This window comes from Mesorhizobium sp. B2-4-1, assembly GCF_006442185.1.
GTDB lineage: Bacteria > Pseudomonadota > Alphaproteobacteria > Rhizobiales > Rhizobiaceae > Mesorhizobium.
The window spans coordinates 152,318-177,450 of the sequence record NZ_VFVN01000004.1; the positions used below are offsets into that span (position 1 = coordinate 152,318).

26 protein-coding genes are annotated in these 25,133 nt (G+C 63.4%); 14 read left to right on the forward strand and 12 right to left on the reverse strand.

Translation table 11 applies throughout. The features are described from left to right. Positions 1-256 precede the first annotated feature (256 nt). From FJ949_RS12425 to FJ949_RS12445, 5 genes are all read left to right on the forward strand, one after another. Complete coding sequence (locus FJ949_RS12425; protein ID WP_140496024.1) at positions 257-1,291, forward strand: class I SAM-dependent methyltransferase; 1,035 nt, start codon at positions 257-259, stop codon at positions 1,289-1,291. A 379-nt stretch (positions 1,292-1,670) separates the two neighbouring features. Next, positions 1,671-2,309 (forward strand): 50S ribosomal protein L25/general stress protein Ctc, encoded by a 639-nt coding sequence (locus FJ949_RS12430; RefSeq protein ID WP_140496025.1) that lies wholly within the window; start codon positions 1,671-1,673, stop codon positions 2,307-2,309. Positions 2,310-2,332: 23 nt separating this feature from the next. Then, a complete protein-coding gene (gene pth, locus FJ949_RS12435) occupies positions 2,333-3,046 on the forward strand; it encodes an aminoacyl-tRNA hydrolase (protein WP_140496026.1) in 714 nt (237 codons plus the stop codon). A 95-nt stretch (positions 3,047-3,141) separates the two neighbouring features. After that, on the forward strand, positions 3,142-4,245 hold the full coding sequence (gene ychF, locus FJ949_RS12440) for a redox-regulated ATPase YchF (RefSeq protein ID WP_140496027.1): 1,104 nt from the start codon (positions 3,142-3,144) through the stop codon (positions 4,243-4,245). Between the two features lie 143 nt (positions 4,246-4,388). After that, positions 4,389-5,294: an EamA family transporter gene (locus FJ949_RS12445; RefSeq protein ID WP_140496426.1), complete on the forward strand. Its 906-nt coding sequence runs from the start codon at positions 4,389-4,391 to the stop codon at positions 5,292-5,294. Between the two features lie 25 nt (positions 5,295-5,319). Here FJ949_RS12445 and guaD read toward each other — a convergent pair whose 3' ends face one another. Continuing rightward, positions 5,320-6,684 carry a guanine deaminase gene (guaD, locus tag FJ949_RS12450; RefSeq protein WP_140496028.1) on the reverse strand — a complete coding sequence of 455 codons (1,365 nt, stop codon included), beginning with the start codon at positions 6,682-6,684 and terminating at the stop codon, positions 5,320-5,322. 135 nt (positions 6,685-6,819) lie between these two features. On the opposite strand from guaD, the gene FJ949_RS12455 reads away from it, so the two are divergent. The 4 genes from FJ949_RS12455 to FJ949_RS12470 all read left to right on the forward strand — a co-directional run bounded on the left by FJ949_RS12455 (position 6,820) and on the right by FJ949_RS12470 (position 10,449). Continuing rightward, the gene (locus tag FJ949_RS12455) at positions 6,820-8,154 is read left to right on the forward strand and encodes a solute carrier family 23 protein (RefSeq protein WP_140496029.1); all 1,335 of its coding nucleotides are present in this window, start codon (positions 6,820-6,822) and stop codon (positions 8,152-8,154) included. Positions 8,155-8,422: 268 nt separating this feature from the next. Continuing rightward, positions 8,423-9,397 (forward strand): magnesium/cobalt transporter CorA, encoded by a 975-nt coding sequence (corA, locus tag FJ949_RS12460; protein WP_140496030.1) that lies wholly within the window; start codon positions 8,423-8,425, stop codon positions 9,395-9,397. Positions 9,398-9,520: 123 nt separating this feature from the next. Further along, positions 9,521-9,991: a MaoC family dehydratase gene (locus FJ949_RS12465; RefSeq protein ID WP_140496031.1), complete on the forward strand. Its 471-nt coding sequence runs from the start codon at positions 9,521-9,523 to the stop codon at positions 9,989-9,991. Next, positions 9,988-10,449: a MaoC family dehydratase gene (locus FJ949_RS12470; protein ID WP_140496032.1), complete on the forward strand. Its 462-nt coding sequence runs from the start codon at positions 9,988-9,990 to the stop codon at positions 10,447-10,449. The genes FJ949_RS12465 and FJ949_RS12470 overlap by 4 nt, the downstream gene beginning before the upstream one ends. Before the next feature lie 44 nt (positions 10,450-10,493). On the opposite strand, the gene FJ949_RS12475 is transcribed toward FJ949_RS12470, so the two are convergent. From FJ949_RS12475 to petA, 5 genes are all read right to left on the reverse strand, one after another. Next, positions 10,494-11,039: an adenine phosphoribosyltransferase gene (locus FJ949_RS12475; RefSeq protein ID WP_140496033.1), complete on the reverse strand. Its 546-nt coding sequence runs from the start codon at positions 11,037-11,039 to the stop codon at positions 10,494-10,496. Positions 11,040-11,230: 191 nt separating this feature from the next. Beyond that, on the reverse strand, positions 11,231-12,376 hold the full coding sequence (locus FJ949_RS12480; protein WP_140496428.1) for an alpha-hydroxy acid oxidase: 1,146 nt from the start codon (positions 12,374-12,376) through the stop codon (positions 11,231-11,233). A gap of 186 nt (positions 12,377-12,562) precedes the next feature. After that, the gene (locus FJ949_RS12485; protein WP_140496034.1) at positions 12,563-13,435 is read right to left on the reverse strand and encodes a cytochrome c1; all 873 of its coding nucleotides are present in this window, start codon (positions 13,433-13,435) and stop codon (positions 12,563-12,565) included. Positions 13,436-13,462: 27 nt separating this feature from the next. After that, entirely contained in the window at positions 13,463-14,764 is a 1,302-nt protein-coding gene (locus tag FJ949_RS12490) for a cytochrome b N-terminal domain-containing protein (protein ID WP_140496035.1), read from the reverse strand. 16 nt (positions 14,765-14,780) lie between these two features. Beyond that, positions 14,781-15,341, reverse strand: coding sequence for a ubiquinol-cytochrome c reductase iron-sulfur subunit (petA, locus tag FJ949_RS12495; protein ID WP_140496036.1), 561 nt, complete (start codon positions 15,339-15,341; stop codon positions 14,781-14,783). 312 nt (positions 15,342-15,653) lie between these two features. On the opposite strand from petA, the gene FJ949_RS12500 reads away from it, so the two are divergent. Next, the gene (locus FJ949_RS12500) at positions 15,654-15,998 is read left to right on the forward strand and encodes a cupin domain-containing protein (RefSeq protein WP_140496037.1); all 345 of its coding nucleotides are present in this window, start codon (positions 15,654-15,656) and stop codon (positions 15,996-15,998) included. 146 nt (positions 15,999-16,144) lie between these two features. Next, the gene (locus FJ949_RS12505) at positions 16,145-17,029 is read left to right on the forward strand and encodes an alpha/beta hydrolase (RefSeq protein ID WP_140496038.1); all 885 of its coding nucleotides are present in this window, start codon (positions 16,145-16,147) and stop codon (positions 17,027-17,029) included. Here FJ949_RS12505 and FJ949_RS12510 read toward each other — a convergent pair. The 5 genes from FJ949_RS12510 to FJ949_RS12530 are packed head-to-tail and all read right to left on the reverse strand — an operon-like array spanning position 17,010 to position 22,144. Further along, a complete protein-coding gene (locus FJ949_RS12510) occupies positions 17,010-17,321 on the reverse strand; it encodes a DUF6665 family protein (protein ID WP_140496039.1) in 312 nt (103 codons plus the stop codon). The two genes, FJ949_RS12505 and FJ949_RS12510, sit on opposite strands and share 20 nt — an antisense overlap. 2 nt (positions 17,322-17,323) lie before the next feature. After that, complete coding sequence (locus FJ949_RS12515) at positions 17,324-17,791, reverse strand: GNAT family N-acetyltransferase (RefSeq protein ID WP_140496040.1); 468 nt, start codon at positions 17,789-17,791, stop codon at positions 17,324-17,326. A gap of 4 nt (positions 17,792-17,795) precedes the next feature. Further along, a complete protein-coding gene (locus FJ949_RS12520; protein ID WP_140496430.1) occupies positions 17,796-19,679 on the reverse strand; it encodes an ABC transporter ATP-binding protein in 1,884 nt (627 codons plus the stop codon). Positions 19,680-19,692: 13 nt separating this feature from the next. Next, the gene (locus FJ949_RS12525; RefSeq protein WP_140496041.1) at positions 19,693-21,594 is read right to left on the reverse strand and encodes an ABC transporter ATP-binding protein; all 1,902 of its coding nucleotides are present in this window, start codon (positions 21,592-21,594) and stop codon (positions 19,693-19,695) included. 28 nt (positions 21,595-21,622) lie between these two features. Next, a complete protein-coding gene (locus FJ949_RS12530) occupies positions 21,623-22,144 on the reverse strand; it encodes a hypothetical protein (protein WP_181172130.1) in 522 nt (173 codons plus the stop codon). Between the two features lie 283 nt (positions 22,145-22,427). Here FJ949_RS12530 and FJ949_RS12535 point away from each other — a divergent pair, with 283 nt between their 5' ends. Continuing rightward, positions 22,428-22,901: a tRNA (cytidine(34)-2'-O)-methyltransferase gene (locus FJ949_RS12535; protein WP_140496042.1), complete on the forward strand. Its 474-nt coding sequence runs from the start codon at positions 22,428-22,430 to the stop codon at positions 22,899-22,901. Between the two features lie 150 nt (positions 22,902-23,051). Further along, positions 23,052-23,522, forward strand: a complete 471-nt coding sequence (soxR, locus tag FJ949_RS12540) for a redox-sensitive transcriptional activator SoxR (RefSeq protein ID WP_140496043.1) — start codon at positions 23,052-23,054, stop codon at positions 23,520-23,522. A 68-nt stretch (positions 23,523-23,590) separates the two neighbouring features. On the opposite strand, the gene FJ949_RS12545 is transcribed toward soxR, so the two are convergent. Next, the gene (locus tag FJ949_RS12545; protein ID WP_140496044.1) at positions 23,591-23,848 is read right to left on the reverse strand and encodes a hypothetical protein; all 258 of its coding nucleotides are present in this window, start codon (positions 23,846-23,848) and stop codon (positions 23,591-23,593) included. 119 nt (positions 23,849-23,967) lie between these two features. On the opposite strand from FJ949_RS12545, the gene hemF reads away from it, so the two are divergent. Then, entirely contained in the window at positions 23,968-24,882 is a 915-nt protein-coding gene (gene hemF, locus FJ949_RS12550; protein ID WP_140496045.1) for an oxygen-dependent coproporphyrinogen oxidase, read from the forward strand. Positions 24,883-25,133: the final 251 nt, after the last annotated feature.

Here is a 25,133-nt window from a genome sequence, read left to right on the forward strand (position 1 = left end):
CAAGTTCTTTTTTGGCTTCTGCCCCCACGCGGGCCAACTCCTTGGACGCGACGGCGACTGCGCACCTCGCACGACAATGCAACGGCGCGAAACAAATTTCGGTTAATTCAGGCCGGGAATCCAATGCGGCAGATTTTAACGCGCGAACATGGTTGGCGGGAAATTAAGCATACCGTTAAAATGCGTTCGGGACGACATTGGCAAATCGAGCATTGTACGCAATAAGTTAACTGACTGTTAACTATGGAGTGCTCGAGTGCAAAGTGTCTTTGATGGCAAAAGCCTGATTACTGCCGAGATGATTGCCGGCAGTTTTCCTCGAAGAAAGCCGGAGCATCACGGCGAGGCGTTCGAAACCGCCCGCGCGGAACTCGCGCTCATTCTCCATGCGACACACCAGCAGGTCGAGGAAGAGAAAGACCCTGCCGAGATCGTTCGTCGCCTGCTGTCCTATCTTAACGCCCTGCGGGCCAAGGTTCACCCCGACGTTTGGCAGTCGTTGATCCCGGTGGCGCAGAACCATCCGATCCTTGACTACTTTCTCCAGGACCCGCTCACCCGGTGGTCATTCACCAAGCCCAGGGGCTATTCCGGCGACGCGCAGTTGCTTGACTACATCTATTGTGATCCGCACGTGGCCGAAAGCGTGGCGAGCGCCTCGGACACAGGGAAGGCACTCTACAGCCATACCAAGGACGTACCGTCCTGCGTGGCGGCGCGGGAACGGCGCGATCTCTTGACCCGGTATGTCGACGAGACGGCGGACAAGAGCGGACCGCAAGCCGAGGTCCTGGCGATCGCCGCCGGTCATTTGCGCGAGGCCAATCGTTCGACCGCCTTGGCTGAGGGCCGCCTCAAGCGTTGGGTTGCGCTCGATCAGGATCCCCAGAGCGTTGGATTGATCGCGCGAGACTTCCAGGGCACCGCGGTCGAGGCCGTCGACGGCTCGGTGCGGACTGTGCTCACCAGGGGCCACAAGCTGGGCAAGTTCGACCTCATCTACGCCTCCGGTCTTTACGACTACCTCCAGCACAACGTCGCCGTGAAACTCACGAAGACTTGCCTGCAGATGCTGAAGCCGAACGGCAGGTTCCTTTTTGCCAACTACGCCGAGGGCAATCCCGACGCCGGCTATAGGGAAACGTTCATGGACTGGGTGTTGCTGCTGCGCTCCGAGGCCGACATGTGGAACATCATCAATGCCAGCGTCGACCGCAACACCGTCGAGGCGCAGGTGTTCTTTGGCGAAAACCGCAACGTGCTGTATGGCGTCATCGAAAAGCGCGGATAGGGCAATTCCAGGAAAAATGTGCAGCGGTTTTCCCGGAGAAAGTGCGTAGCGCCTTCCCGGGCAATTGCCTAAGACAAAGAACTGGAGCGGGTCGGCGATCCTATCGACGCTGAACCGCTCCAGTGACAACCTTGGACCGGCGCCGGCGTGAAGCCTCGAGCGCTTTCGGCCGGGCGAGGCGTCCCGTCCCGGACCATTGCCTTTGGATGACTGCCTTTGGCTTGCACCTCCGGCCGCCTTCCGCTATAGAGCCGCCACCCGCGTAGACACCCTTGGAGGCAACGCGGCGGAAGGCCGCCTCACCCGGCGGCTTTCGACGTTTACGGTCCAGGCCCATTGCCAACCGCAAACGCTCCAGAACAACGCGAAAGGAAGTGCCATGAGCCACGATACTTACGAGCTCAAGGCCGAAGCGCGCGAACAGGTCGGTAAGGGGTCCGCCCGTGCAGTTCGCCGCAACGGTAAAGTGCCTGCAGTAATTTACGGTGACAAGCAGCCTCCCCTGGCGATCGCTCTCACCTACAAGGACATCTACTACAAGATCCACGGCGGCGGGTTCCTGACCACGATCGCCACGATCGATGTCGACGGCAAGAAGATCCAGGTCCTGCCGAAGGACTTCCAACTCGACCCCGTCAAGGATTTCCCTGTCCATGTCGACTTCTTGCGCATCGGCAAGGACACCGAGGTCAATGTCGACGTGCCTGTCCACTTCATCAACGAGGACAAGTCGCCCGGCATCAAGCGCGGCGGCGTGCTCAACATCGTGCGTCACGAGGTCGAGTTCCACTGCCCGGCCAATGCGATCCCGGAATTCATTACCGTCGATCTCACCGGCGCCGACATTGGCGATTCGATCCATATCTCGTCGGTCAAGCTGCCGGCCGGCGTCAAGCCCGTCATCTCCGACCGCGACTTCACCATCGCGACCGTCGCCGGTTCGTCGGCGATGAAGCCGGAGACGGAAGAGACGGTCGAGGCTGCACCTGAGGCGGCTCCCGCCGCCGAAGAGAAGTAACTTTTTCACGCCCGGAGCTGACGATGCCGCTTGTCTTTGCAGGCCTCGGCAATCCGGGCGCGAAATATGCCGCCAACCGGCACAATGTCGGCTTCATGGCGGTGGACGCGATCGCCCGCCGCCACTCCTTTTCGCCCTGGTCTAAGAAATTCCAGGGATTGATCGCCGAGGGCACGCTCGGCGGTGAAAAGATCATCCTGATCAAGCCGCAGACCTTCATGAACCTGTCCGGCCAGTCGGTCGGCGAAGCGCTGCGCTTCTACAAGCTCGGCCCCGGGGCGCTGACCGTCTTCTACGACGAGATCGACCTTGCCGAAGGTAAGCTGCGCATCAAGACCGGCGGCGGCGCCGGCGGCCACAACGGCATCCGCTCGATCGACGGCCATGTCGGCAACGCGTATCGGCGTGTGCGCATCGGTGTCGGCCATCCCGGCGTCAAGGAGATGGTGCAGCATCATGTACTCGGCGATTTCGGCAAGACCGACCGCGACTGGCTGGACCCGCTGCTCGACGCGGTCGCCGACAACGCGGCGATGATCGTCAAGGGCGACGAATCCGGCTTCATGAACAAGGCCGCCCTCGCCCTTCAGGGCAAGGCCGGCGTGGAACCGGAAAAGCCGGCGCCCAAGCAGCAAAGCCACATCCGCCAGGCACGGCCGCAACAGGCGCCCGCCAAGCTGCCGGAGAGCGGCCCGATGGCCGCCATGCTGAAGAAGCTGTTCGGCAACAAGGACTGAGCTCGGGTCCATACGGCGTTACAGGGCTTGACGTTCATCACCCCTATCGCCCATAGCCCTCACCAAATCTCAAATTCCCGATAGGACCGGACAAAATGGGTTTCAAATGCGGCATCGTTGGCTTGCCCAATGTCGGCAAGTCGACGCTTTTCAACGCGCTGACGAGGACGGCCGCCGCGCAGGCCGCCAACTACCCGTTCTGCACCATCGAACCGAACACCGGCGAGGTGGCGGTGCCCGATCCGCGCCTGCAGAAGATCGCCGCGATCGGCAAGTCGAAGGAGATCATCCCGACCCGCATCTCCTTTGTCGACATCGCCGGCCTGGTGCGCGGCGCCTCGAAGGGCGAAGGCCTGGGCAACCAGTTCCTCGCCAACATCCGCGAGGTCGATGCCATCGTGCATGTGCTGCGCTGCTTCGAGGATGACGACATCACCCATGTCGAGGGCCGCATCGACCCGGTCGCCGACGCCGAGACGGTCGAGACCGAGCTGATGCTCGCCGACCTCGAGAGCCTCGAACGCCGCATCGCGCAATTCCGCAAGCGCGCGTCCGGCAAGGACAAGGAAGCCTTGACCGTGCTGCCGATGATGGAGGCAGCGCTTGAGCTTCTGCAGGCAGGCAAGCCGACCCGCATCCTGCTCAACGGCATCTCGGCGGAAGACCTGCGCATTCTGCAAGGCTTGAACCTTCTGACCTCGCATCCCGTGCTCTACGTCTGCAACGTCGCCGAGGCTGACGCGGCCACCGGCAACGAGCACACCAGGGCCGTGGAGCAGATGGCCGCCGCGCAGGGCGCACGCACCGTCGTTATTTCGGCCGCGATCGAAGCCGAGGTTGCGCAGCTCTCCGACGAGGAAGAGATGGAATTCCTGTCCTCGCTCGGCCTCGACGAGCCCGGCCTGAACAAGGTGATCCGCGCCGGCTACGAATTGTTGCAGCTCATCACCTATTTCACCGTCGGGCCGAAGGAGACGCGCGCCTGGACTGTGCACAAGGGCGCCAAGGCGCCGCAGGCCGCCGGCGTCATCCACACCGATTTCGAGCGCGGCTTCATCCGCGCCCAGACCATCGCCTACAATGATTTCGTCACGCTGGGCGGCGAAGTAGCGGCCAAGGAAGCCGGCAAGGCGCGCGACGAAGGCAAGGAGTATGTCGTCCAGGACGGCGACATCATGCTGTTCAAGTTTAATACGTGATCCTTCGGTCATCTCCGCAGGGACCACAGACCGGAGCGTGAACAGACCAGGCCGGGTCGCATTCCCGACAGGGTAAGGCCGTGCACGGGCTGCCCTCGCTAGGCCTTTCCGCTATTGGCTCAGTGAACGCGGAAGGGGACCATATGAAAAGGACCATCCCGACCCTGATCGGTTTCTCGGCCATTCTGACCTGGTCGTTCCTCGCGCTGCTGTCGACCGCCGCGGGGCCGATCCCGCCCTTTCAATTGGCGGCAATGACGTTTCTGCTGGGAGGCTCAGTCGGGGCGGCCAGCTGGATTGTCCGCCCGTCGGCGCTCAAGTCGCTACGGCAGCCATGGCAGGTCTGGGCAATCGGCACGGCAGGGCTGTGCATCTATCACTGCGCGTACTTTTTCGCCATCCAGTCCGCCCCGCCCGTCGAGGTGAGCCTGATTGCTTATCTCTGGCCATTGCTGATCGTCGTCTTCGCCGCTTTCCTGCCGGGAGAGCGGCTGAGGTCTCACCACATAGCCGGTGTGATGCTCGGCCTGGCGGGTGCCATCGTCGTCATCACCAAAGGCGGCAGCGTGGGGCTTGCCGACGGCGTGAAGCCGGGCCACGTCATTGCCCTGTTCTGCGCCTTCGTCTGGTCCGGTTATTCCGTCCTGTCGCGCCGTTTCGGCCAGGTGCCGACCGATGTGGTGGCGGTGTACTGCCTGGTCACCGCGGCCGTGGCCTTCACTCTCCATCTCGCGCTCGAGATCACTGTCTGGCCGCAGACAATGACGCAATGGAGCGCTATCGTCATTCTAGGCGTGATACCGCTCGGCGCCGGCTTCTACGCATGGGACCATGGCTGCAAGCGTGGAGACATCATGATCCTGGGCGCGCTTTCCTATGCCGCGCCGCTGTTCTCGGTGATCGTGCTGCTGCTGGCCGGGTTCGGCCTCTTCCACTGGTCTGTTGCGCTCGCTTGCGTCCTGATCACGGTCGGCGCGGTGATCGCCGCCAAGGACGTGTTGCTGAAGGCGCAAAAACAACCTCTTACCGAGGAACCATCGCGCGCATAGGGCCCGATCTGAGACTGCGACGTGGCTACTGCCCCACCACCGCCCGTCCACTCACCCAGACAGCGGCGATGTTGGCGGGTGCCGCGTTGAGCACGATCTTCTGGAAGACATCGTCGAGCGTGTCGTCCGCCATGCTGACATGAATGTTCGAGGCCTTCGCCGTCGTGTCGATCAGCAGCGCATCGAATTCATGGCCGACGCGAAAGCTGCCCGTCGGCAGGTCGAGCGCTTCGGCACCGCCGGCGGTGGCCAGCCAGAACGCCTCCTGATGCGTGATCGGCGCGCCGGGCGCGCCGCGCTGCGCTGCGTCCATGCCGGGATGGACACCGCTCTGCAGCGTCCTCGAGGCTGACAGCGCATGCCGGCAGCCGTCGAAGAGCGACGGGCTGTAGCCGCCGGAAATGTCCGTCCCGAGCCCGACATGCATGTGCCGGTCCAGCGCGTCGCGCAGCGGAAACACCGCATTGGCGAAATAGAAATTGGACAGCGGGCAATGCGCGACGCCAGCCCCCTTCCCCTTGATGAGGTCCATATCCTGCCCGTCGATGAAGTTTGAATGCGCCAGAATGGTGCGGCGCGTCAGCAGGCCGAAATCGTCCAGGCTAGCCGCGTCGGTGCGGCCGAAGCGCGTCTCGACGAATTCTTTCGCCCAATCGCTCTCTGAGCAATGTGTCTGCACGTGGCAGCCGAACTCGGAAGCGAGTTCGCCCAGGCCTTGCAGCGCCGCATCCGTGCAGCTGGGGATGAAGCGCGGCGTGATCACCGGCCGGACCAGCGGTCTTTCGCCGGTATCCAACGATCTGACCGCCTCGATGAAGCGTCTGGTGTCGGAAATGGCGCTTGCCGCGTCGGCATCGCGATAGAAAGACGGGCACTGCTCGGGATCGTCCATCGCCACCTTGCCGACCAAAGCGCGCTGGCCCTTTTCGAGGCATATCTCGGCAAGCGCCAAGCTGGCCTCGACATGGACGGTGGCAAAATAGAGCGCCGTGGTGGTGCCGTTGGCGAGAAGATTGTCGACCAGGTCGGCATAGACCTCGCGGGCGTAGCCGGTGTCGGCATAGCGCGCCTCGAGCGGAAACGTATATTTTTGCAGCCAGACCTCGAGCGGCACGTCCAGTGCCTTGCCCATTTGCGGCCATTGCGGCGCGTGGATGTGCAGGTCGATCAGGCCGGGCAGCAGGAACTGGCCTTCGCCGAGCTCCACTAGGCTGCCCGCCTGGCGGGCATCGCTCTTCCTCGCCGCGTATTCGGGATGGCCGGGTGCGACAATCTCCGCGATCCGTCCCTGTGCATCGATGCTGAACAGATGGTCCTTCAGCACCTCCAGCCGGCCGCGCTCCGGCGTGTGGAAGGCGGTGCCAAGCAGCGTGAAGGCCTCTCTTGTCATGGATCGCTCCGGTTGCGCTGGCGCGTGTGGCCGTTATTGCATGGCGCGCAAGAAAACAGTTGGCAAACCTTTGCGCCGCTGTCCTTTGGCGCCGACTGATCCCATGATCGGCCGGGAAATTCCAGAGGGGACATCATGGAACGCACTGCACCGGAAATCACTTTGATTGCTCAGCCGGACGATCCGCTGCCACTGGGCAAGGCCGCCCTGCTCGGCCTCCAGCACGTGCTGGCGATGGATGTTTACATCGTGCCGTTCATCATCGCATCGGTCCTGGCCTTCAGCGCGGGCGATGCCGGCGCCTTCATCCAGTCGGCTTTCGTCGCGGCGGGCATCGCCACCCTGATCCAGTCGCAGCTTCTGATGCGCCTGCCGGTGGTGCAGGGGCCGTCCTTTGTGCCGATCGGCGCGGTGCTGGCTATCGCCTTCGGCGCCGGCGGCGGCATTGCCGGTCTTTCCGCGGTGATCGGAGCGCTCATTCCCGGCGCCATACTGGTCATGCTGCTCGGTTCGCCCACGGGAATCTTCCATCGCTTGGTAGACCGCTTTGTCCCGCCCATCGTCGGCGGCGCCATCATCATCGTCGTCGGCATCGCGCTGATGCCGGTCGCACTCCGCGAAAGCGTGTTCGCGGTCCACGGCACTGCCACCGTCGGCGGCAATATCATCCTTGCCTTTGTTGCGGCGGCGGTGCTCGTCGGCTGTATGCTGACCGGCATGGCGCTCGGCGCGAAGGGCGCCTGGCTGCGCCTGCTCTCCGTAATCATCGCACTTGTGGCCGGCTGCGTGGCCGCCGCCTCCATGAGCCAACTCAACATGGGAGCGGTCTCCGAGGCGACCTGGTTTTCGATGCCGCGCGTGGCATTCCTCAACCTCGACGTGACGTTCTCGCTCTCGGCGACGCTCACGATGCTCATCGTCTATATCGTGGTCCTCGCCGAAACCACCGGCACCTGGTTCGCGGTCGGCGCCGTCATCGACAAGCCCCTGTCGAACGAACAGCTCGACAGGGGCGCCACCGGCGAAGGCCTCGGCTGCCTGGTCAGCGCACTGCTTTGCAGCACCCCGGTCACCGGCTATTCGTCGAATGCCGGCATCATCGCCATCACCGGCATCGCCAGCCGCGCCGCCTTCGCCGCGGCAGGCATCTTCCTGGTCCTGTTCGGACTGGTCGGCAAACTGTCGGCGGTCATCGCCTCGATCCCGGGCCCGGTCATCGGCGGCGTGTTCGGCGTGCTCTGCGTCGTCATCGCCATGAACGGGTTCCGCGTCGTGCGCGGCACGCCGCTGACGGAAAGGAACATGCTGGTCGTCGGCCTGCCGATCCTGATGGCCCTGTTTGCCACGCTTGCGCCGCCGGATTTCGTCAAGACGCTTCCCGATATCGTGCAGTACATTCTGGGCTCGTCCATCGCCTTCGGCGCCGTCTGGGCCATCGTGCTGCACCAGATCCTGCCGAGCGCCCGATAGGGACATTCGCAGGCCGACCCCCGCGGGTCCGGCCTGCTCTCCACGATAAGCCCGAAGCGCGGTCGATGACCCGACCCGTCGAAGCTTTCATGCTGCCGGCTGCTCGACGAATTTTCTGAGCGCCCCTGGTGTCGGCCCCAAGTCCGGCGTGTCTTGATTTTGTCATGCCGCAAGTCTAAGCGGCGGGCACAGGCTCGGCGCACGAAGGCTAGTGCGATCCGATACGACGCAGCAATCCGAACGCGCTTTCCGGCAGGGAGATCTGGCGATGATCAAGGCTTTCGTCGTGGACAATGATCGCCTGCGTCTCACGGACGATCTCCTGGCCAATGGCGACAAGGTCGTCTGGGCCGATCTCTTCAATCCGACCAAGGACGAAGAGGCAACAATCGAGAATTGGCTCGGCATCGCCATTCCGACCCGCGAGGAGATGGAGGAGATCGAGATTTCCAGCCGCCTCTATATCGAGGACGGCGCCTACTTCATGACCGCCACCTTGCCCGCCCAGACCGACGTCGACGATCCCCTGATCTCGCCGGTTACCTTCGCACTCGCCGGCAACAGGCTGGTCACCGTGCGCTATCACGAACCGAAAGCGTTCAAGACCTTCCCTTTGCGCGCCGAGAAGGTGGCGACCGGCTGCACCAGCGGCGACACCATCCTGATCGGCCTGCTGGAAGCGATCGTCGACCGGCTCGCCGACATCCTCGAGCGCGCCGGCCGCGACGTCGAAGCGATCTCGCGCGACATTTTCGAGGCGCGATCGACCAAGGTGTCGAAGCGCAACCGTGATTTCCAGGAACTCTTGAAGGGCATCGGCCGCAAGGAGGACATCGCTTCCTCCGTGCGCGACAGCCTGATCTCCTTGCAGCGGCTGGCCGGCTTCCTCGCCCATGTCGCGACCCAGGCCAAGATGAGCAAGGACGTCCGCGCCCGTATCAAGACCTTGTCGCGCGACGTGCTTTCTCTTGCCGACCACGCCACCTTCCTGTCGCAGAAGATCTCCTTCCTGCTCGACGCCACGCTCGGCATGATCTCGATCGAGCAGAACGCCATCATCAAGATCTTCTCGGTCGCCGCCGTCATCTTCCTGCCGCCAACGCTGGTCGCCTCGATCTACGGCATGAATTTCGACGTCATCCCCGAGCTCAAATGGGAGTTCGGCTATCCGTTCGCGATCGCCATGATGGTCCTCTCGGCGATCCTGCCCTTCTGGTATTTCCGCCGCCGCGGCTGGCTGTGATCGCAACGGCCGGCCGGGCGCCCGCGGCTGGCTCACCAGAAAGGGCTTGACCAAACGCCGTCCGGCCTGCATCCGGGTTGCCGATCCATGTGGATCGCGCGTTCGGCAACCGGATTCCACGCCATGACTGGAAAGACATGGGCCTATGAGGACTTCGTCGAAGGAGCCTCGTTCGACCTCGGCACCAAACAGGTGAGCGCGGCCGAGATCATCGAGTTCGCCAGCGAATTCGATGCCCAGCCGATGCATCTCGACGAGGAGGCCGGCAAGGCAAGCATCCTGGGCGGCCTCTCGGCCTCGGGCTGGCATACCTGCGCCATGTTCATGCGCATGCTGTGCGATGCCTTCCTGCTGGACTCGACCTGCCAGGGCGCGCCCGGCGTCGATCAGGTCAAATGGAAGAAGCCGGTGCTGGCCGGCGACACGCTCAAGGGCAGCCTCGTCGTCCTGGCCAAGCGTCCTTCGAAATCGAAGCCGCAGCTCGGCTTCGTGACCATGCGCAGCGAGCTGGTCAACCAACGCGGCGAAAGCGTCTTCGAGCTCGAGAATTCCGTCATGTTCCTCACGCGCAATGCCGCGGGGAGCCTTGCATGATGCTCGACGAATTCTTCCGCGTCGGCACCACCGTCACGCTGGGCTCTCATACGTTCGAAGCCGAGGCGATCAAGGCCTTCGCCCGCAAATACGACCCCCAGGTCTTCCACGTCGATGAGGATGCCGCGAAGAAGAGCGTGCTGGGCGGGCTGTGTGCGTCCGGCTGGCATACCGCCGCCACCTGGATGAAACTCAACCTCGAAACCCGCATGGACGCCGAGTGGAGCGGCCCTGGCCCGACGCCCGAATTTGGCCCCTCGCCCGGCTTCAAGAACCTGAAATGGTTGAAGCCGGTCTATGCCGGACAGACCGTGACCTTCACCCGCACCGCCCTTTCCCACCGCGCGATCGCCTCACGTCCGGGCTGGCGGGTGCTGACCTTGCGCTCGGAAGCCTTCGATTCGACCGGCGACAAGGTACTGGAGTTCGAGAGCGCCGTGCTGGTCAAGGTGGAGTAGGCGCCTCTTCCTTCTCCCCAGGGGGAGAAGGAAGAACTGCTCTCTCAATGCCCCTCGAACCCGATCAGCGTCCGCACCGGCACGCCGAGCGCTTCCAGCTTGGCGCGGCCGCCGAGATCCGGCAAGTCGATGACGAAGCAGGCGGCAAGGATATCGGCGCCGATCTGGCGCAGGAGATTCACCGCCGCCTCCGCCGTGCCGCCGGTGGCGATCAGATCGTCGACCAGGATCACTTTCTCGCCCGGCGACACGCCGTCCTTGTGCATCTCCATCTCGTCCAGCCCGTATTCCAGGCTGTAGGCGACGCGCACTGTCTCATAAGGCAGCTTGCCTTTCTTGCGGATCGGCACGAAACCGGCGGAGAGCTGATGGGCGACGGCGCCGCCGAGGATGAAGCCGCGCGCTTCGATGCCGGCGATCTTGTCGATCTTCTCGCCGGCATAGGGATGCACCAGCTCATCGATCGCGCGGCGGAAAGCGCGCGCGTTGCCAAGCAGCGTGGTGATGTCGCGGAACAATATGCCGGGCTTGGGATAGTCCGGGATGGTGCGGATCGCCGCCAGCAGCGTGTCTTCGAGCGAAGGTTTCATGAGGCGGCTCCGGGTGGTCCAGTTTCGGCGGAAGGGCGTGAAATGGCGCAGCGCCAAATCCTATCCCGGCGCGACCGACAACGGCTAGCGCGATGTGGCGGCCGAGACAAGCGCATCCGGCGAAAGGAGCACATACGTCCAAGGGCTTGCCTCTGCCGGCGCTGCGATCTTTCGCATCGAAGCAATGGCCATCACCGAAAACGCAAATTCTGGCGGGTCAACTGTTCGATCGAGCTGCACCCCATCAGCTTCATGCCGCGTTCGATCTCGATGCGCATCTGTTCGAGTGCGCGTTCGACGCCAGGCTGGCCCGCCGCCGCCAGCGGAAACAGATAGTAGCGTCCGACGCCGACGGCCTTGGCGCCGAGCGACAGCGCCTTTAGCACATGCGTGCCGCGCTGCACGCCGCCATCCATGATGACGTCGATCTGGTCGCCGACCGCATCGACGATCTCGGCGAGCTGGTCGAAAGCCGCGCGCGAACCGTCCAGTTGCCGGCCGCCATGGTTCGACAGCACGATGCCCTTGCAGCCGATCTCGACGGCGCGTCTGGCATCCTCCACCGACATGACGCCCTTGAGGCAGAACGGTCCCGGCCAAAGCCTCACCATCTCGGCGACGTCGTCCCACGTCATCGACGGATCGAGCATTTCGGTGAAGTAGCGGCTGATCGACATCGTGCCGCCGCCCATGTCGATATGCTCGTCCAGCTGCGGCAGCTTGAACGCCTCATGCGTGAAATAGTTGATCGCCCAGGCAGGCTTCATCGCGAACTGCGCCATTCCCGCCAGGTTGAGCTTGAAGGGAATCGCAAAACCGGTGCGCTTGTCGCGCTCGCGGTTTCCCCCGGTGATGCTGTCGACGGTCAGCATCATCACTTCGACGCCGATCTCCCGCGCCCGCTGCATCATCGCCCGGTTGAGGCCGCGATCGCGATGGAAGTAGAACTGATAGACCTGCGGGCCGCTGCTGATTTTTCGGACTTCCTCGAGGCTGACCGTGCCGAGCGAGGAAACTCCGAACATGGTGCCGTATTTTGCAGCGGCCCTGGCGACCGCCCGTTCGCCGTGATGGTGGAACAGCCGCTGGAGAGCGGTCGGCGAACAGTAGAACGGCATCGCCAGCTTCTGGCCCATGACGGTCACCGACATGTCGACCTCGCTCACCCCGCGCAGCACGTTGGGAACGAGATCGCAGGTTTCGAAGCTCTCGGTGTTGCGGCGATAGGTGACCTCGTCGTCCGCCGCGCCGTCGATGTAGTTGAAGATCGGCCCCGGCAGCCGCCGCTGCGCCATGCGGCGGAAATCGGAGAAGTTGTGGCAGTCGCTGAGCCGCATCATGGAACCCCAAACGCCCTATAGGCGGCAAAGCCTTCGCCGCCGTCGGGGCGTCGAATAGCAATCGCCTGCCGCGCTGCCAACCGGCTTGTTCGACAACAAAGCGATCACCTCACGCGCCAGCCTCTTCGGGAAGCAAAAAGGGCGCTTCGCGGGCGCCCTTTCTTCAATCTCCGGCCGCGCGGCTTAGTGCGCGACTGCTTCCCAAACCTTGCGCTTGGTCATGTAGACCAGTGCGCCGAACAGGAGCAGGAACACCAGCACCCGGAAGCCGGTTTTCTTGCGGGCTTCCATATGCGGTTCAGCCGCCCACGCCAGGAAAGCGGCGACGTCGCGGGAGTACTGGTCGACGGTCTGCGGCGCGCCGTCGTCATAAGTCACCTGGCCGTCGGAAAGCGGCTTGGGCATCTTCAGCGACACGCCGGACATGAAGTACGGATTGTAGTGCGTGCCTTCCGGGATGACCATTCCAGCCGGAGGCGTCTGGTCGTAGCCGGTCAGCAGCGAGTGGATGTAGTCAGGGCCGCCGGCATCATACTGGGTGAAGATGTCGAAGACGAACTGCGGAAAGCCGCGCTCCACGCCCCGCGCCTTGGCCAGCAGCGACATGTCGGGCGGGGCTGCGCCGCCATTCGAGGCTGCCGCGGCTTCCTCATTGGCGAACGGCGCCGGGAAATGGTCCGACGGCTTGCCGGGACGGTCGAACATGTCGCCGGCGTCGTTGGGGCCGTCATGGATGGTGTACTCGGCCGCCAGCGTCTTGATCTGTGCGTCGGAATAGCCGAGGTCCGAAAGCGTGCGGAATGCCACCAGGTTCATCGAATGGCAGGCCGAGCAGACTTCCTTGTAGACCTTGAGGCCGCGCTGCAGCTGCGCCTTGTCGTAGGTGCCGAACGGGCCGGTGAAGCTCCAGTCCATTTCCTTCGGTTCGTTGATCGGGAAATGCGTCGGCGCCGCCGCGTTATGCGCCTCTTCGGCCGCGATCGCCCAGGTGCCCGTGGCCCCAAGGCCGGCGGCCACAAGGCCGATCAGCGCAAGCGAGGTGAGAATCTTTTTCATGCCAAATCCCCTTAGATTCTCTACCGCTCAGCCCTTGGTCTCAGGTGCGGCCGTGGCGCCCGCCGGATGCCCGCTGCCGCCCTTGTTCTTCTCGAGCACCGCCTCGGTGATCGAGTTCGGCAGCCTGCGTGGCGTCTCGATCAGGCCGAGCACCGGCATGATGATCAGGAAGAAGGCGAAGTAGAACAGCGTCGCCATCTGCGCCATGAACACGTAGCTGCCTTCCGCCGGCTGCGAGCCCAGCCAGCCAAGCAGGATGGCATCGGCCACGAACAGCCAGAAGAACAGCTTGTACCAGGGCCGGTAGACCGCCGAGCGCACCTTGGAGGTGTCTAGCCACGGCACCAGGAACAGCATGGCGATGGCGCCGAACATGCACAGCACGCCGCCGAGCTTGGAGTTGATCGGCCCGATGTTGAAGGTAATGGCGCGCAGGATCGCGTAGAACGGCAGGAAGTACCATTCCGGAACGATGTGGGCCGGCGTCTTCAGCGGGTTGGCGACCGTGTAGTTGTCGGGGTGGCCGAGATAGTTCGGCAGGTAGAAGACGAAATAGGCGAAGAAGAACAGGAACACGATCATGCCGAACGCGTCCTTGATGGTCGCGTAAGGGGTGAAGGCGACGGTGTCGGTCTTCGACTTCACCTCGATGCCGGTCGGGTTCGACTGGCCCACGACATGCAGCGCCCAGATGTGCAGCACGACCACGCCGGCGATCATGAACGGCAGCAGGTAATGCAGCGCGAAGAAGCGATTGAGGGTCGGATTGTCGACCGCGAAACCGCCGAGCAAAAGCTGCTGGATCCAGTCGCCGACCAGTGGAATGGCGCTGAAGAAGCCGGTGATGACGGTGGCGCCCCAGAAACTCATCTGGCCCCACGGCAGCACGTAGCCCATGAAGCCGGTCGCCATCATCAGGAGGTAGATGATGCAGCCGAGGATCCACAGCAGCTCGCGCGGCGCCTTGTAGGAGCCGTAATAGAGGCCGCGGAAGATATGGATGTAGACCGCGACGAAGAAGAACGACGCGCCGTTGGCATGCATGTAGCGCAGCAGCCAGCCGGAATTCACGTCGCGCATGATCTTTTCGACCGAATCGAAAGCCAGATTGGTGTCGGACGTGTAGTGCATGGCCAGCACGATGCCGGTCAGGATCTGCGCCACCAGCATGATCGACAGGATGCCGCCGAAGGTCCAGGCATAGTTGAGGTTGCGCGGCACCGGATAGGCCACGAAGCTGTCATAGATCAGCCGCGGCAGAGGCATGCGCGCATCGAACCAGCGCTCGATACCGGTCTTGGGCGTATAGGTCGAGTGTCCCTCGCTCATCGAAATATCCCCTGCCTCAACCGATAAGGATCTTGGTATCGGAAATGAACTTGAATACCGGCACAGCCATGTTCTCGGGCGCCGGGCCTTTGCGGATGCGGCCGGCGGTGTCGTATTGCGAACCGTGGCAAGGGCAGAACCAGCCGCCGAAATCGCCTTCCTGGCCCAGCGGAATGCAGCCCAGATGCGTGCAGACCTGAACCATCACCATCCAGGCTTCCTTGCCGGGCGTGGTGCGGTTGGCGTCGGTCGCCGGCGCGTCGGCCGGCAGGTTGGCGTTGCGGGCGATCGGATCCTTGAGATCGGCGAGATTGACGGCCTCGCCGTCCTTCATCTCCTTTTCGGTGCGGTTGCGCACCACCACCGGCTTGCCGCGCCACTTGACGATCAGCGACATGCCCGGCGTCAGCGAGGAGACGTCGACCTCGACCGAGGCGAGCGCCAGCGTCGAGGCATCGGGGCGCATCTGGTCGATGAACGGCCACGCGACGGCGCCCGCGCCGACCACGGCGGCCATGCCGGTGGCGACGTAGAGAAAATCTCGACGGTTGGGATCCTGGGTGTCGGTTGCGCTCACGGGTGCCTGATCCTTTCGCCTCTTCCGTGCCGGTGGGCGAGCCTTGTTCCCCGCTCATTCACGCCAACCCGACAGCGCATGGCGAACAGGCTAGCGAATTCCTCCGGCATTTGGACTTCGGTTTATGCGTGAAGCCCGTTTTTGTCCAGACGGGTGAAGGCACAAGGGCAGATTGTCGCGGGGACGAAATCCGGCACCGCGCGACAAGGCGGCGGATGACCGTGAAACACCGCCAAACAGCCGGGAAACAGTAGCGAATCCGGGGGCCAGCCTCGCCTCGACACCTGGCTCCGGGGGGTCTATCCTGCCCCCATGGCGCATGTCATAGACCGCGAGGAATGGGCTGTTCGCCCCGACCGCTGGAAGGGCGAGTTGCAATGTGCCCCCTACGGTTCCAACTCCTGCCTGATCTTCAACTACCTGCCGGAGACCGGCGGCGGACCGCGCCTGCATTCCCATCCCTACGCCGAGATCTTCATCATCCGCCAGGGCATCGGCCTGTTCACGGTCGGCGGTGAGGAGATCGAGGCCTCTGCCGGCCAGATCGTCATCGTGCCGCCCGGCACGCCGCACAAATTCACCAATCTCGGCCCCGGCCCGCTGGAAACGACCGACATCCACGAGAACGGCACTTTCATTACCCAGTGGCTGGAGTGATCCAGGACCAGGTGATTCCTGGAAAAGCGCAATTCCTGGAAAAGTATGAAACGGTTTCCGTCCGCAAACGGGTCAAACAATCCAGCCCTGTCGGTCTTCCGATCGCCGCCTAGATCTATGGCATAGGCAGCCGGCAGGGTCAGGACATGCAAACCTCGAACATCGAAATCGAAGGGCTTAGCATAGCGATCCGCGAGGCGGGCCCGGCTGAAGCGCCTGCATTCCTGCTGCTGCACGGCTGGCCGCAAAGCTCCTATGCGTTCGAAGGGGTGATCGGCCGGCTGGCTGCCGAGTACCGTGTCGTCGCACCTGACCTGCCGTGCATCGGCGGCTCGCAAGGCATGCCTGAGGCCGGCGACAAGAGAACTCTGGCGAGGCTGATGAGAGGCGTTGCCGAGGCCTGCGGGCTGCGGCACCTCTTGGCGGCCGGTCATGATGTCGGCGGCCAGATCGTGTTCGCCCTGCTGCGCGACCATCCCGAGATCCTTTCCGGCGCGGCGATCATGGATGTCGCTGTTCCGGGTGTCGCGCCATGGGAAGAGGTCATTCGCAATCCGCGGATCTGGCACTTTGCCTTCCATGCCGTCCCGGCGCTGCCGGAAACGCTGGTGAGCGGCCACCAAAGCACCTATTTCGACTTCTTCTTCAATGTGCTTTCGAAGGATCGGACATCGATCCCGGCGCAGGCCAGGGAAATCTATGCGAGAGCCTATTCCCGGCCTGAAAGCCTCCAGGCCGGTTTCGATTGGTATCGCGCCTTCCCCGAAGATGCCAAAGCCAATGCCGCGCGGCCCGCGACGCCGACAGCGATTCCGGTGCTGTATCTCAGGGGCTCGGCCGAGTCCGGCGACATCGGCGACTATGTCGAGGGCCTCAGGGCCGCCGGGCTGTCGAATGTCGAGGGCGACATCATTGCCGACAGCGGGCACTTCGTCCCCGATGAGAACCCCGAAGCGCTCGCCAGCCGCCTGGCGAGATTCCACAGGGAGATCGGCGCGGCAAGCGCCAACCCTACATGGCGCCGAGCCTGACCAGCACCGCCTTCGGGATGTTGTATTCGCGGATGACGGCATCGTGCTTTCGAAGGCCGCACAGTTCGCGCTGGATGAAGTAGCCATGCACCGCCACCGCCGCCTCCTTGAGCAGCCGGGGACGCAACTGCTCGTCGCCATTGTTGCGCAGTCGGGCCAGCGTTTCTTCGACGCGTTGTCCGGCGCGGCCGAGTGCCGCCGCCTTCTCGGCAAGGACTTCATGGCCGAGCGCGTCGAAGGCGGCTTCGGCGGCCGAGGCACTGGTCAGACGGGACGGCGGGCGCAGGGACATTTTCAACCTCCTTTCTCGAAGATCATCCGGTGCGTGACGAATTCTTCGCCCGCCACCGGCGCGAAGCCAAGCCGCTCATAGAAGCCGAAGGCTTCCTGCGGCGCACGGGTGGTGAGCACGGCGAAATAGCGGCGTGCCCTGTCGACAACGGTCTCGACCAGCATGCGGCCAAGGCCCGTGCGCCGATGGCGCGCGCCGACGAACAAATGCCGGACCCGGCCATGGTCCCTGCCCTCGAAATAGGGATCGATGTTCAGCCCGCACACACCGGCGAGTTCGACGCCGTGCCATGCTCCGAACAGTGCCTCCCCCTGTTTCAGGAACTTGTTGCGGCCGCCTGCCCAGCCGTCGCGGAGCCGCACCAGCATCCAGTAGCCTTCCCGCCGGCTCTCTTCCATCAGCGCATCGAAGGCCGGTGTCGTCGGCCGCAGCCGTTTCAGCAGATAGTCGGTCTCATGCGTCGCGCCCATGCCGCTACTCCGCCGGCCGCGTCTCTTCCAGCACGGCTTCCTCGTGATAGAGGAAGCCGCCGGACTGACGCTTCCACAGCCGCGCGTAGAGCCCGTCGAGCGCCACCAGTTCGTCATGCGTGCCTTGTTCGACAATGCGGCCGCCGTCGAGCACGACGAGGCGGTCAAGCGCGGCGATCGTCGACAGCCGGTGGGCGATGGCTATGACCGTCTTGCCTTCCATCAGCCGCGTCAGGTTTTCCTGGATCGCCGCCTCGATGTCGGAATCAAGTGCCGAGGTCGCCTCGTCCAATATCAGGATCGGCGCATCCTTGAGGAAGACACGCGCGATCGCCACGCGCTGGCGCTGGCCGCCCGACAGTTTGACGCCGCGCTCGCCGACATAGGCCTCGTAGCCCTGTCGGTCGCGATTGTCGCGCAAGGTCAGGATGAAATCATGCGCCTCGGCTTTCCTGGCCGCCGCGATCACCTGCGCGTCGGTGGCGTCGGGCATGCCGAGTTTGATATTGTCGCGCAGCGAACGGTGGAAAAGTGCTGTGTCCTGACTGACGACGCCGATATTGGCGCGCAGCGAATTTTGCGTCACCTGCGAGACATCCTGGCCGTCGATGGCGATCTTTCCGCCTTCGAGTTCGTACAGCCGCAGGATAAGGTTGGCGAGCGTGGTCTTGCCGGCGCCGGACGGCCCGACCAGCCCGACCTTCTCGCCCGGCCGCACCACGAGATCGATGCCGTTGAGCACGCCGAACCCCTTGCCGTAGTGGAACTCGACATTCTTCACCTCGATGCGCCCGCCGGCCACGACCAGTTCCCGGGCGTCGGGTGCGTCGACCAGACCGAGCGGCTGCGAGATCAGCGCCTTGGAATTCTCCAGCACACCGAGATTGCGCAGGATGCTGTTGAGCTGCATCATCAGCCGGCCAAGCAGCATGTTGAGCCGCAGCACCAGCGACAGCGTGAAGGCGACCGCGCCGACGGTAATCGAGCCCTCGACCCAGAGATAGACGGCAAAGCAGCCGATCGCCGTGATCATGATGCCCGACAGCGTCGTCAGCGCCATGCGCACGCCGGTCAGCCGGCGCGTGAACGGGCGCAACGCGTCGAGATAGATGTCGAAGCCGCTCCTGATGTAGCGGTCGTCGCCATCGGCGGAGAACAGTTTCAACGTCTGCACGTTGGAGTAGGAATCGACGATGCGGCCGGTGATCATCGACCCCGCCTCGGCGGTCGCCTCGGCATGTTTGCGGATTGCCGGCAGATAGAGCCTGGCCAGCCAGGCGAAGGCGGCGATCCAGATCAGCACCAGCACTGCGAGCCTGATATCGAGCCCCGCGACCAGCGCCAGCGTCGTCACCGTATAGACGATCATGAACCAGACGACCTCGATGAAGCTTTCCATCAGGTCGCCGGTCGCTTGCCCAGCCTGCCAGACTTTTGTCGCGATGCGGCCGGCGAAATCGTTCTGGAAGAAGGAGTAGGACTGGCGCGACACGTGCCGGTGCGCCTGCCAGCGCACCAGATTGTAGAAGCCGGGCGTGATCGTCTGCTCGTCGACCAGGGCCGACAGGCCGACGACGATGGTGCGGACGACCAGCACCACGACGATCATGAACACAAGTTCCGGCCCGGCGGCCGTCCACAGCGCATGCCAGCTGCGTTCGCCGGGAAGCTGGTCAAGGATGTCGACCAGCCGCCCGACAAAGTAGAACAGCCCGGCCTCGACCAGCGGCGCGATGCCGCCGATGACCAGCATGGCGAAGAAGGCGAACTTGGCCTGGCCGACATAGTGCCAGAGAAAGCCGGCGACGCCGGACGGCGGCCGAAGATTCGTGGGCTCCCTGAACGGATAGACCCAGTTCTCGAACCAGCGATAGACGGCTGTCATCATGCGGCGGCGGCCATCATTCAGCGGCTTGTCCCTTTGCGCCAACGTCATTGGCAACAATGTCGTTTGCAACATTGATCGGGCCTTCATCGAGCAGGAAACCGCCCGACTGGCGCTGCCAGAGCTGCGCGTAGAGCCCGCCCTTGGCCACCAGTTCCTCGTGCGAACCTTCCTCGATGACGCGGCCCTGGTCCATCACCACAAGCCTGTCCATCGCCGCGATGGTCGACAGCCGGTGGGCGATGGCGATGACGGTCTTGCCTTGCATGAGCTTGTAGAGGTTCTCCTGGATGGCCGCTTCCGCCTCGGAATCCAGCGCCGACGTCGCCTCGTCAAGGATAAGTATGGGCGCGTCCTTCAACATAACGCGAGCGATGGCGATGCGTTGCCGCTGGCCGCCGGACAGTTTGACGCCGCGGTCGCCGACATAGGCGTCGAGTCCCTTGCGGCCGCTATGGTCCGAAAGCCCGGCGATGAAGTCCAGCGCCTCGGCGCGCCGCGCAGCCTCGACAAGCATGTCGTCGCTGGCGTCGGGCCGGCCATAGAGGATGTTTTCGCGCACCGAACGATGCAGCAACGAGGTGTCTTGCGTGACCATGCCGATCTGGGCGCGCAGTGAATCCTGTTTCACCGCTGCGATCTCCTGGCCGTCGATCAGGATACGGCCGGCTTCGAGGTCGTAGAACCGCAGCAGAAGATTGACCAGCGTCGACTTGCCGGCGCCGGAGCGGCCGACAATGCCAACCTTCTCGCCCGGCTTCACCGCCAGCGACAGGTTCTCGATGACGCCCTTCTGCTTGCCATAGTGGAAGCGGATGTCCTCGAAGCGTATCTCGCCTTTGGAGACCGTGATCTCCTTCGCACCGGGCCTGTCCTCGACAAGGCGCGGCAGCGAAATCGAGGCGATGCCGTCCTGCACCGTGCCGATATTCTCGAACAGGCCCGACATTTCCCACATGATCCACTGCGACATGCCCCACATCCGCAGAACCAGGCCGATGACCACGGCGACCGCGCCGATCGTCACCGCCTGGCCCAGCCACAGCCACAACGAGATGGCGGTAACCGAGAACAGGAGAAGCGCATTCAGGATGTAGAGCGAGCCGAACAGCACCGTCACCAGCCGCATCGACCGGTAGACCGTGTCGAGGAAGCCCATCATGCCCTCCTTGGCGAAGGAGGCCTCGCGGCGGGCATGGCTGAACAGCTTGACCGTCTGGATGTTGGAGTAGCTGTCGACAACGCGGCCGGTCATGACCGAGCGCGCATTGGCCTGTTCCTCGCCGACCTTGCCCAGCCGAGGAATGAAATAGCGCAGCAGAAGGATGTAGCCGACCATCCACACGCCGAGCGGTGCGGCCAGCCGCCAGTCGGCCGAGCCGACGATGAGCAGCATGCCGAGGAAATAGACGATGACGTAGTTCAGGACGTCGATCACCTTGATCACGCATTCGCGCACGGCGAGCGCCGTCTGCATCAGCTTGGTGGCGATGCGGCCGGCGAATTCGTCCTGGTAGAAGCTCATCGACTGCTTGAGCAGATAGCGATGCACCTGCCAGCGGATACGCATGGGATAGTTGCCCATCAGCGTCTGCTGGTTGAGCAGCGAATGCAGCCATACCGTGCCAGGCAGCGCGAACAGCACGATGAAGGCCATGCTGGCGAGCTTCCAGCCCTCCGTCTGCAGGAAGGTTTCGCGGTTCTGCGCCGAAAGCCAGTCGACGATGCGGCCGAGGAAGCCGAACATCCACACTTCCGCGATGGCGATTGCCGCCACCAGCACCGCATCAACCAGGATATAGGGCCATGCGCCGCGCGTGTAATGCAGGCAGAAGGCAACCAGCGTCTTGGGCGGCTCGACCGGCTCCGCGCCCGGGAACGGATCGAGCCTTTTTTCAAACCAGCTAAACAACAACATAGGTCATGCTCATGAAATCTGTTTCCGCTCACGCGGCGCGTGAACGTACGACGTCCTCGGACCGCATGGCGCCGAGGGCCGACGGTCCGGAATCATCCGGACCGTCGGCCCTGCTTCGCGCTATATAGCGGTTCGCGGGCTTTTCGCCGACAGGCTCTTTTGTTGATCCTGACGGTGCGGTGTCGACAAGGCGGATCTTCGCGCCCGGCCGGATCGCCCGGATGATACGGCGCACCAACGAGGGCCGGCTCGGGTCGGGAACCGCGCGCGAGAAATCGACATCGGGCAGCATGCCGCGATGCGGACGCCGGCGAACCTCGGCGTGGACCGCCGACGAATAGGTTTCGCCGATCAGCAGCGCCCAGGTCGGCAGCCGGTGGATATGCAGGCTCCTCGAGCCCGGTATTCTGTAGGGATCGAACATCGGTCCGTCCTCCGTGTGAAAATAGAGATAAAAAGGGTGCTCGACGTCCTGCCGCGGGATCGGCGGCTGATCAGTCGAGACGCGTTGGGGCGGGGCCATCGGCCCCTTCGGCAGCTTGAAAAACATCGCAGGATTCCTTCGAAGACCAGGGAATGGTTTCGGCGGAAATCGGTGCGGAAGCGTCTAAGAGATCAGGAGAACCGTCGTACCGAAACCGCCAGCGGGCATGTAGGCCCACGGAGAGGGTGCTGGATGTGCATGGTCATCATGAATTACCCCTCCTTCGGTTCGGGTTGACAATGTACGCTGTATACCCGACTTCGCAGAAAATGGCCACCCGCAGGTCCAGCAATTTCCAAAACCGCGAAGCCGCTGTGGCCGATTTGCCACTTAATAGAAGGATGCGGAAATGAACGACCGTCTCCGCATCGCCCTGTACCAGCCTGACATCGCCGGCAACACCGGCACAATCCTGCGCTTCGCCGCCTGCCTCGGGATCGGCGTCGACATCATCGAACCGGCCGGCTTTCCGCTCTCCGATAAAGCGCTCAGGCGCGCCGGCATGGATTACCTCGAAATGGCTGCCCTGACCCGGCATGTCGACTGGCACGCCTTCGAGGAGTGGCGCAAGGCCCGCGCGCGCCGGCTGGTGCTGCTGTCGACCAAGGCCGCGACCCCATACACCAGCTTCAACTTCGCCACTGGCGATATCCTTTTGTTCGGCCGTGAATCCGCAGGCGTGCCGGATCCGGTCCATCAGGCGGCGGACGCGCGGCTGACGATCCCGATGCAGGCCGGCGCGCGCAGCATCAATGTGGCGCTCTCCGCCGCCATGGTGGCCGGCGAAGCCACGCGACAACTGGGCCAGAATGCCATCCGCTGAAGCGGCGGCCACGGTCCCGCCGGCGCCCGCGACACTGCCCTCGCCCGTCATTCTCACCCAGGCGCACATCGCCATCTCCTGTCGTTTGCATGTCGATGGCTTCTTCGCTACAAGCTCAACTTAACTTGAGGTCAAGCGGAAAAGTGCGAGATGGCGCCAGCAGCGGAATTAACGGTTGGCCAAGTGGCCGCGCGCAGCGGTGTCGCGGTGTCGGCGCTGCATTTCTACGAAGCTCGCGGCCTGATCCGCAGCCACCGCACGTCAGGCAACCAGCGCCGCTACGGCCGCGACGTGCTGAGGCGCGTTGCCATCATCAAGATCGCGCAGGAGGTCGGCATTTCGCTGGCCGAGATAGCGACGGCGCTTCAATCCCTGCCCGAGGGCCGCACCCCGACGCGCGACGACTGGAGCCTGCTGTCGACCGCCTGGCGCGACGGGCTCGACCGCAAGATCGGTCAATTGAAGAAATTGCGCGACGGGCTGACCGACTGCATCGGCTGCGGCTGCATGTCGATCGACAAATGTCCGCTCCGCAACAAGGATGACCGGCTGGCCAGGGAAGGAACAGGGGCGAGAAGGCTGGTTCTTCCTTCTCTCGGTTCACGGAGAGAAGGTGCCTGAGCGTAGTGAAGGCGGATACAAGGGGCGACGCCTGTATTGGGTTGTCCCCGTAAACAGGGCGAGGAATTCTAATCCGCCGCCGGCAGGCGCCTTATGGTGAATTCGATCAAATCGCCCGGCCGTTCGAACCAGCTTTCGATCTCGGTCCAGTAGGCCTGCTTGGGGAAGCGCTCGAACCATTCCTTTGCCTTCAGGCGGGCGTCCGAACGCGGCAGGACGAAGGTTTCGCGCAAAAATCCGTCGCGCGGCATGCGCGCACGTTCAGCCCGGCTTTGATCGAGCTTTTTCTTCAGGCCATCCAGCGGCGGTCTTGCCGGGGTGCGCACGAAGGTCTCCTTGCTCCGATCAGATCAGACTTGACCCTTTCCCCTAAGAGATTAGGGATCGCGCCGGCAAAAGACGAGTCATTTGTAGGGGCCGGCCGCCCCGAAACCGGAGACAGCACTTGGAACGACCTGAAATACCGGTTGGCCTGCCCGCCGACATCGAAGAAAAGAAGATGAAGGCACGGCTGTGGTTCGAGGCGCTGCGAGAACGCATCTGCGGCGCCTTCGAGCAGATCGAGCAGGATCTCCAGGGCCCGCTCGCTTCGTGGTCGCCGGGCCGGTTCGAAAGGACGCCGTGGGAGCGTGATTCCGGCAAGGGTGGTGGCGGAACCATGTCGATGATGCACGGCCGAGTCTTCGAGAAGGTTGGCGTCCACACCTCGACGGTTTACGGCGAGTTCTCGCCCGAATTCAGGAAGCAGATGCCCGGCGCCGAGGAGGACCCGCGCTTCTGGGCATCCGGCATTTCGCTGATCGCGCACCCTTGGAACCCCAACGTTCCGGCCGTGCACATGAATACGCGCATGGTCGTCACCTCGCGCCATTGGTTCGGCGGCGGCGCCGACCTCACCCCGGTGCTCGACCGGCGCCGCACACAGGACGACCCCGACACGACAGCCTTCCACCGCGCCATGCAGTTCGCCTGCGAGAAGAATGCCGGCGTCGCCGACCATGCGAAATTCAAGGCCTGGTGCGACGAGTATTTCTTCCTTCCGCATCGCAACGAGCCGCGCGGCACCGGCGGCATCTTTTTCGACTGGCTGCATTCGGGCGAGGACAAAGGCGGCTGGAATGCCGACTTCAACTTCGTCCAGGATGTCGGGCGCGCTTTTCTCGTCGTCTATGGCCATCTCGTGCGAGGCAATTTCAACGAGAACTGGACCGATGGCGACCGCGACGAACAGCTCATCCGCCGCGGCCGTTATGTCGAGTTCAACCTGCTTCATGATCGCGGCACCATTTTCGGCCTGAAAACCGGCGGCAATGTCGCCTCGATCCTCTCCAGCCTGCCGCCGGAGGCCCGCTGGCCGTAAAAAGATGGTGAGCGCGCCGTGAGCCGCATTGATGTCCCATTCGCTTCGAAATGGGCATCGAATGTGGCGCGGGAGCCGTCGCAAAGTTTCTTTTTCGTCTAATAGGCTTCGGAAAAGACTGGGCTATTTGTCGGGACGGGTCGGGAAGCGCCGGCGGTTCGCCTGCGCAATTCCAGGAGTGCAGAGCGGTGCTCCGTTCGGAATTGCGTCAGAACGAAGCGGATCGCGACTCGACGCAACCGGACGGCCCA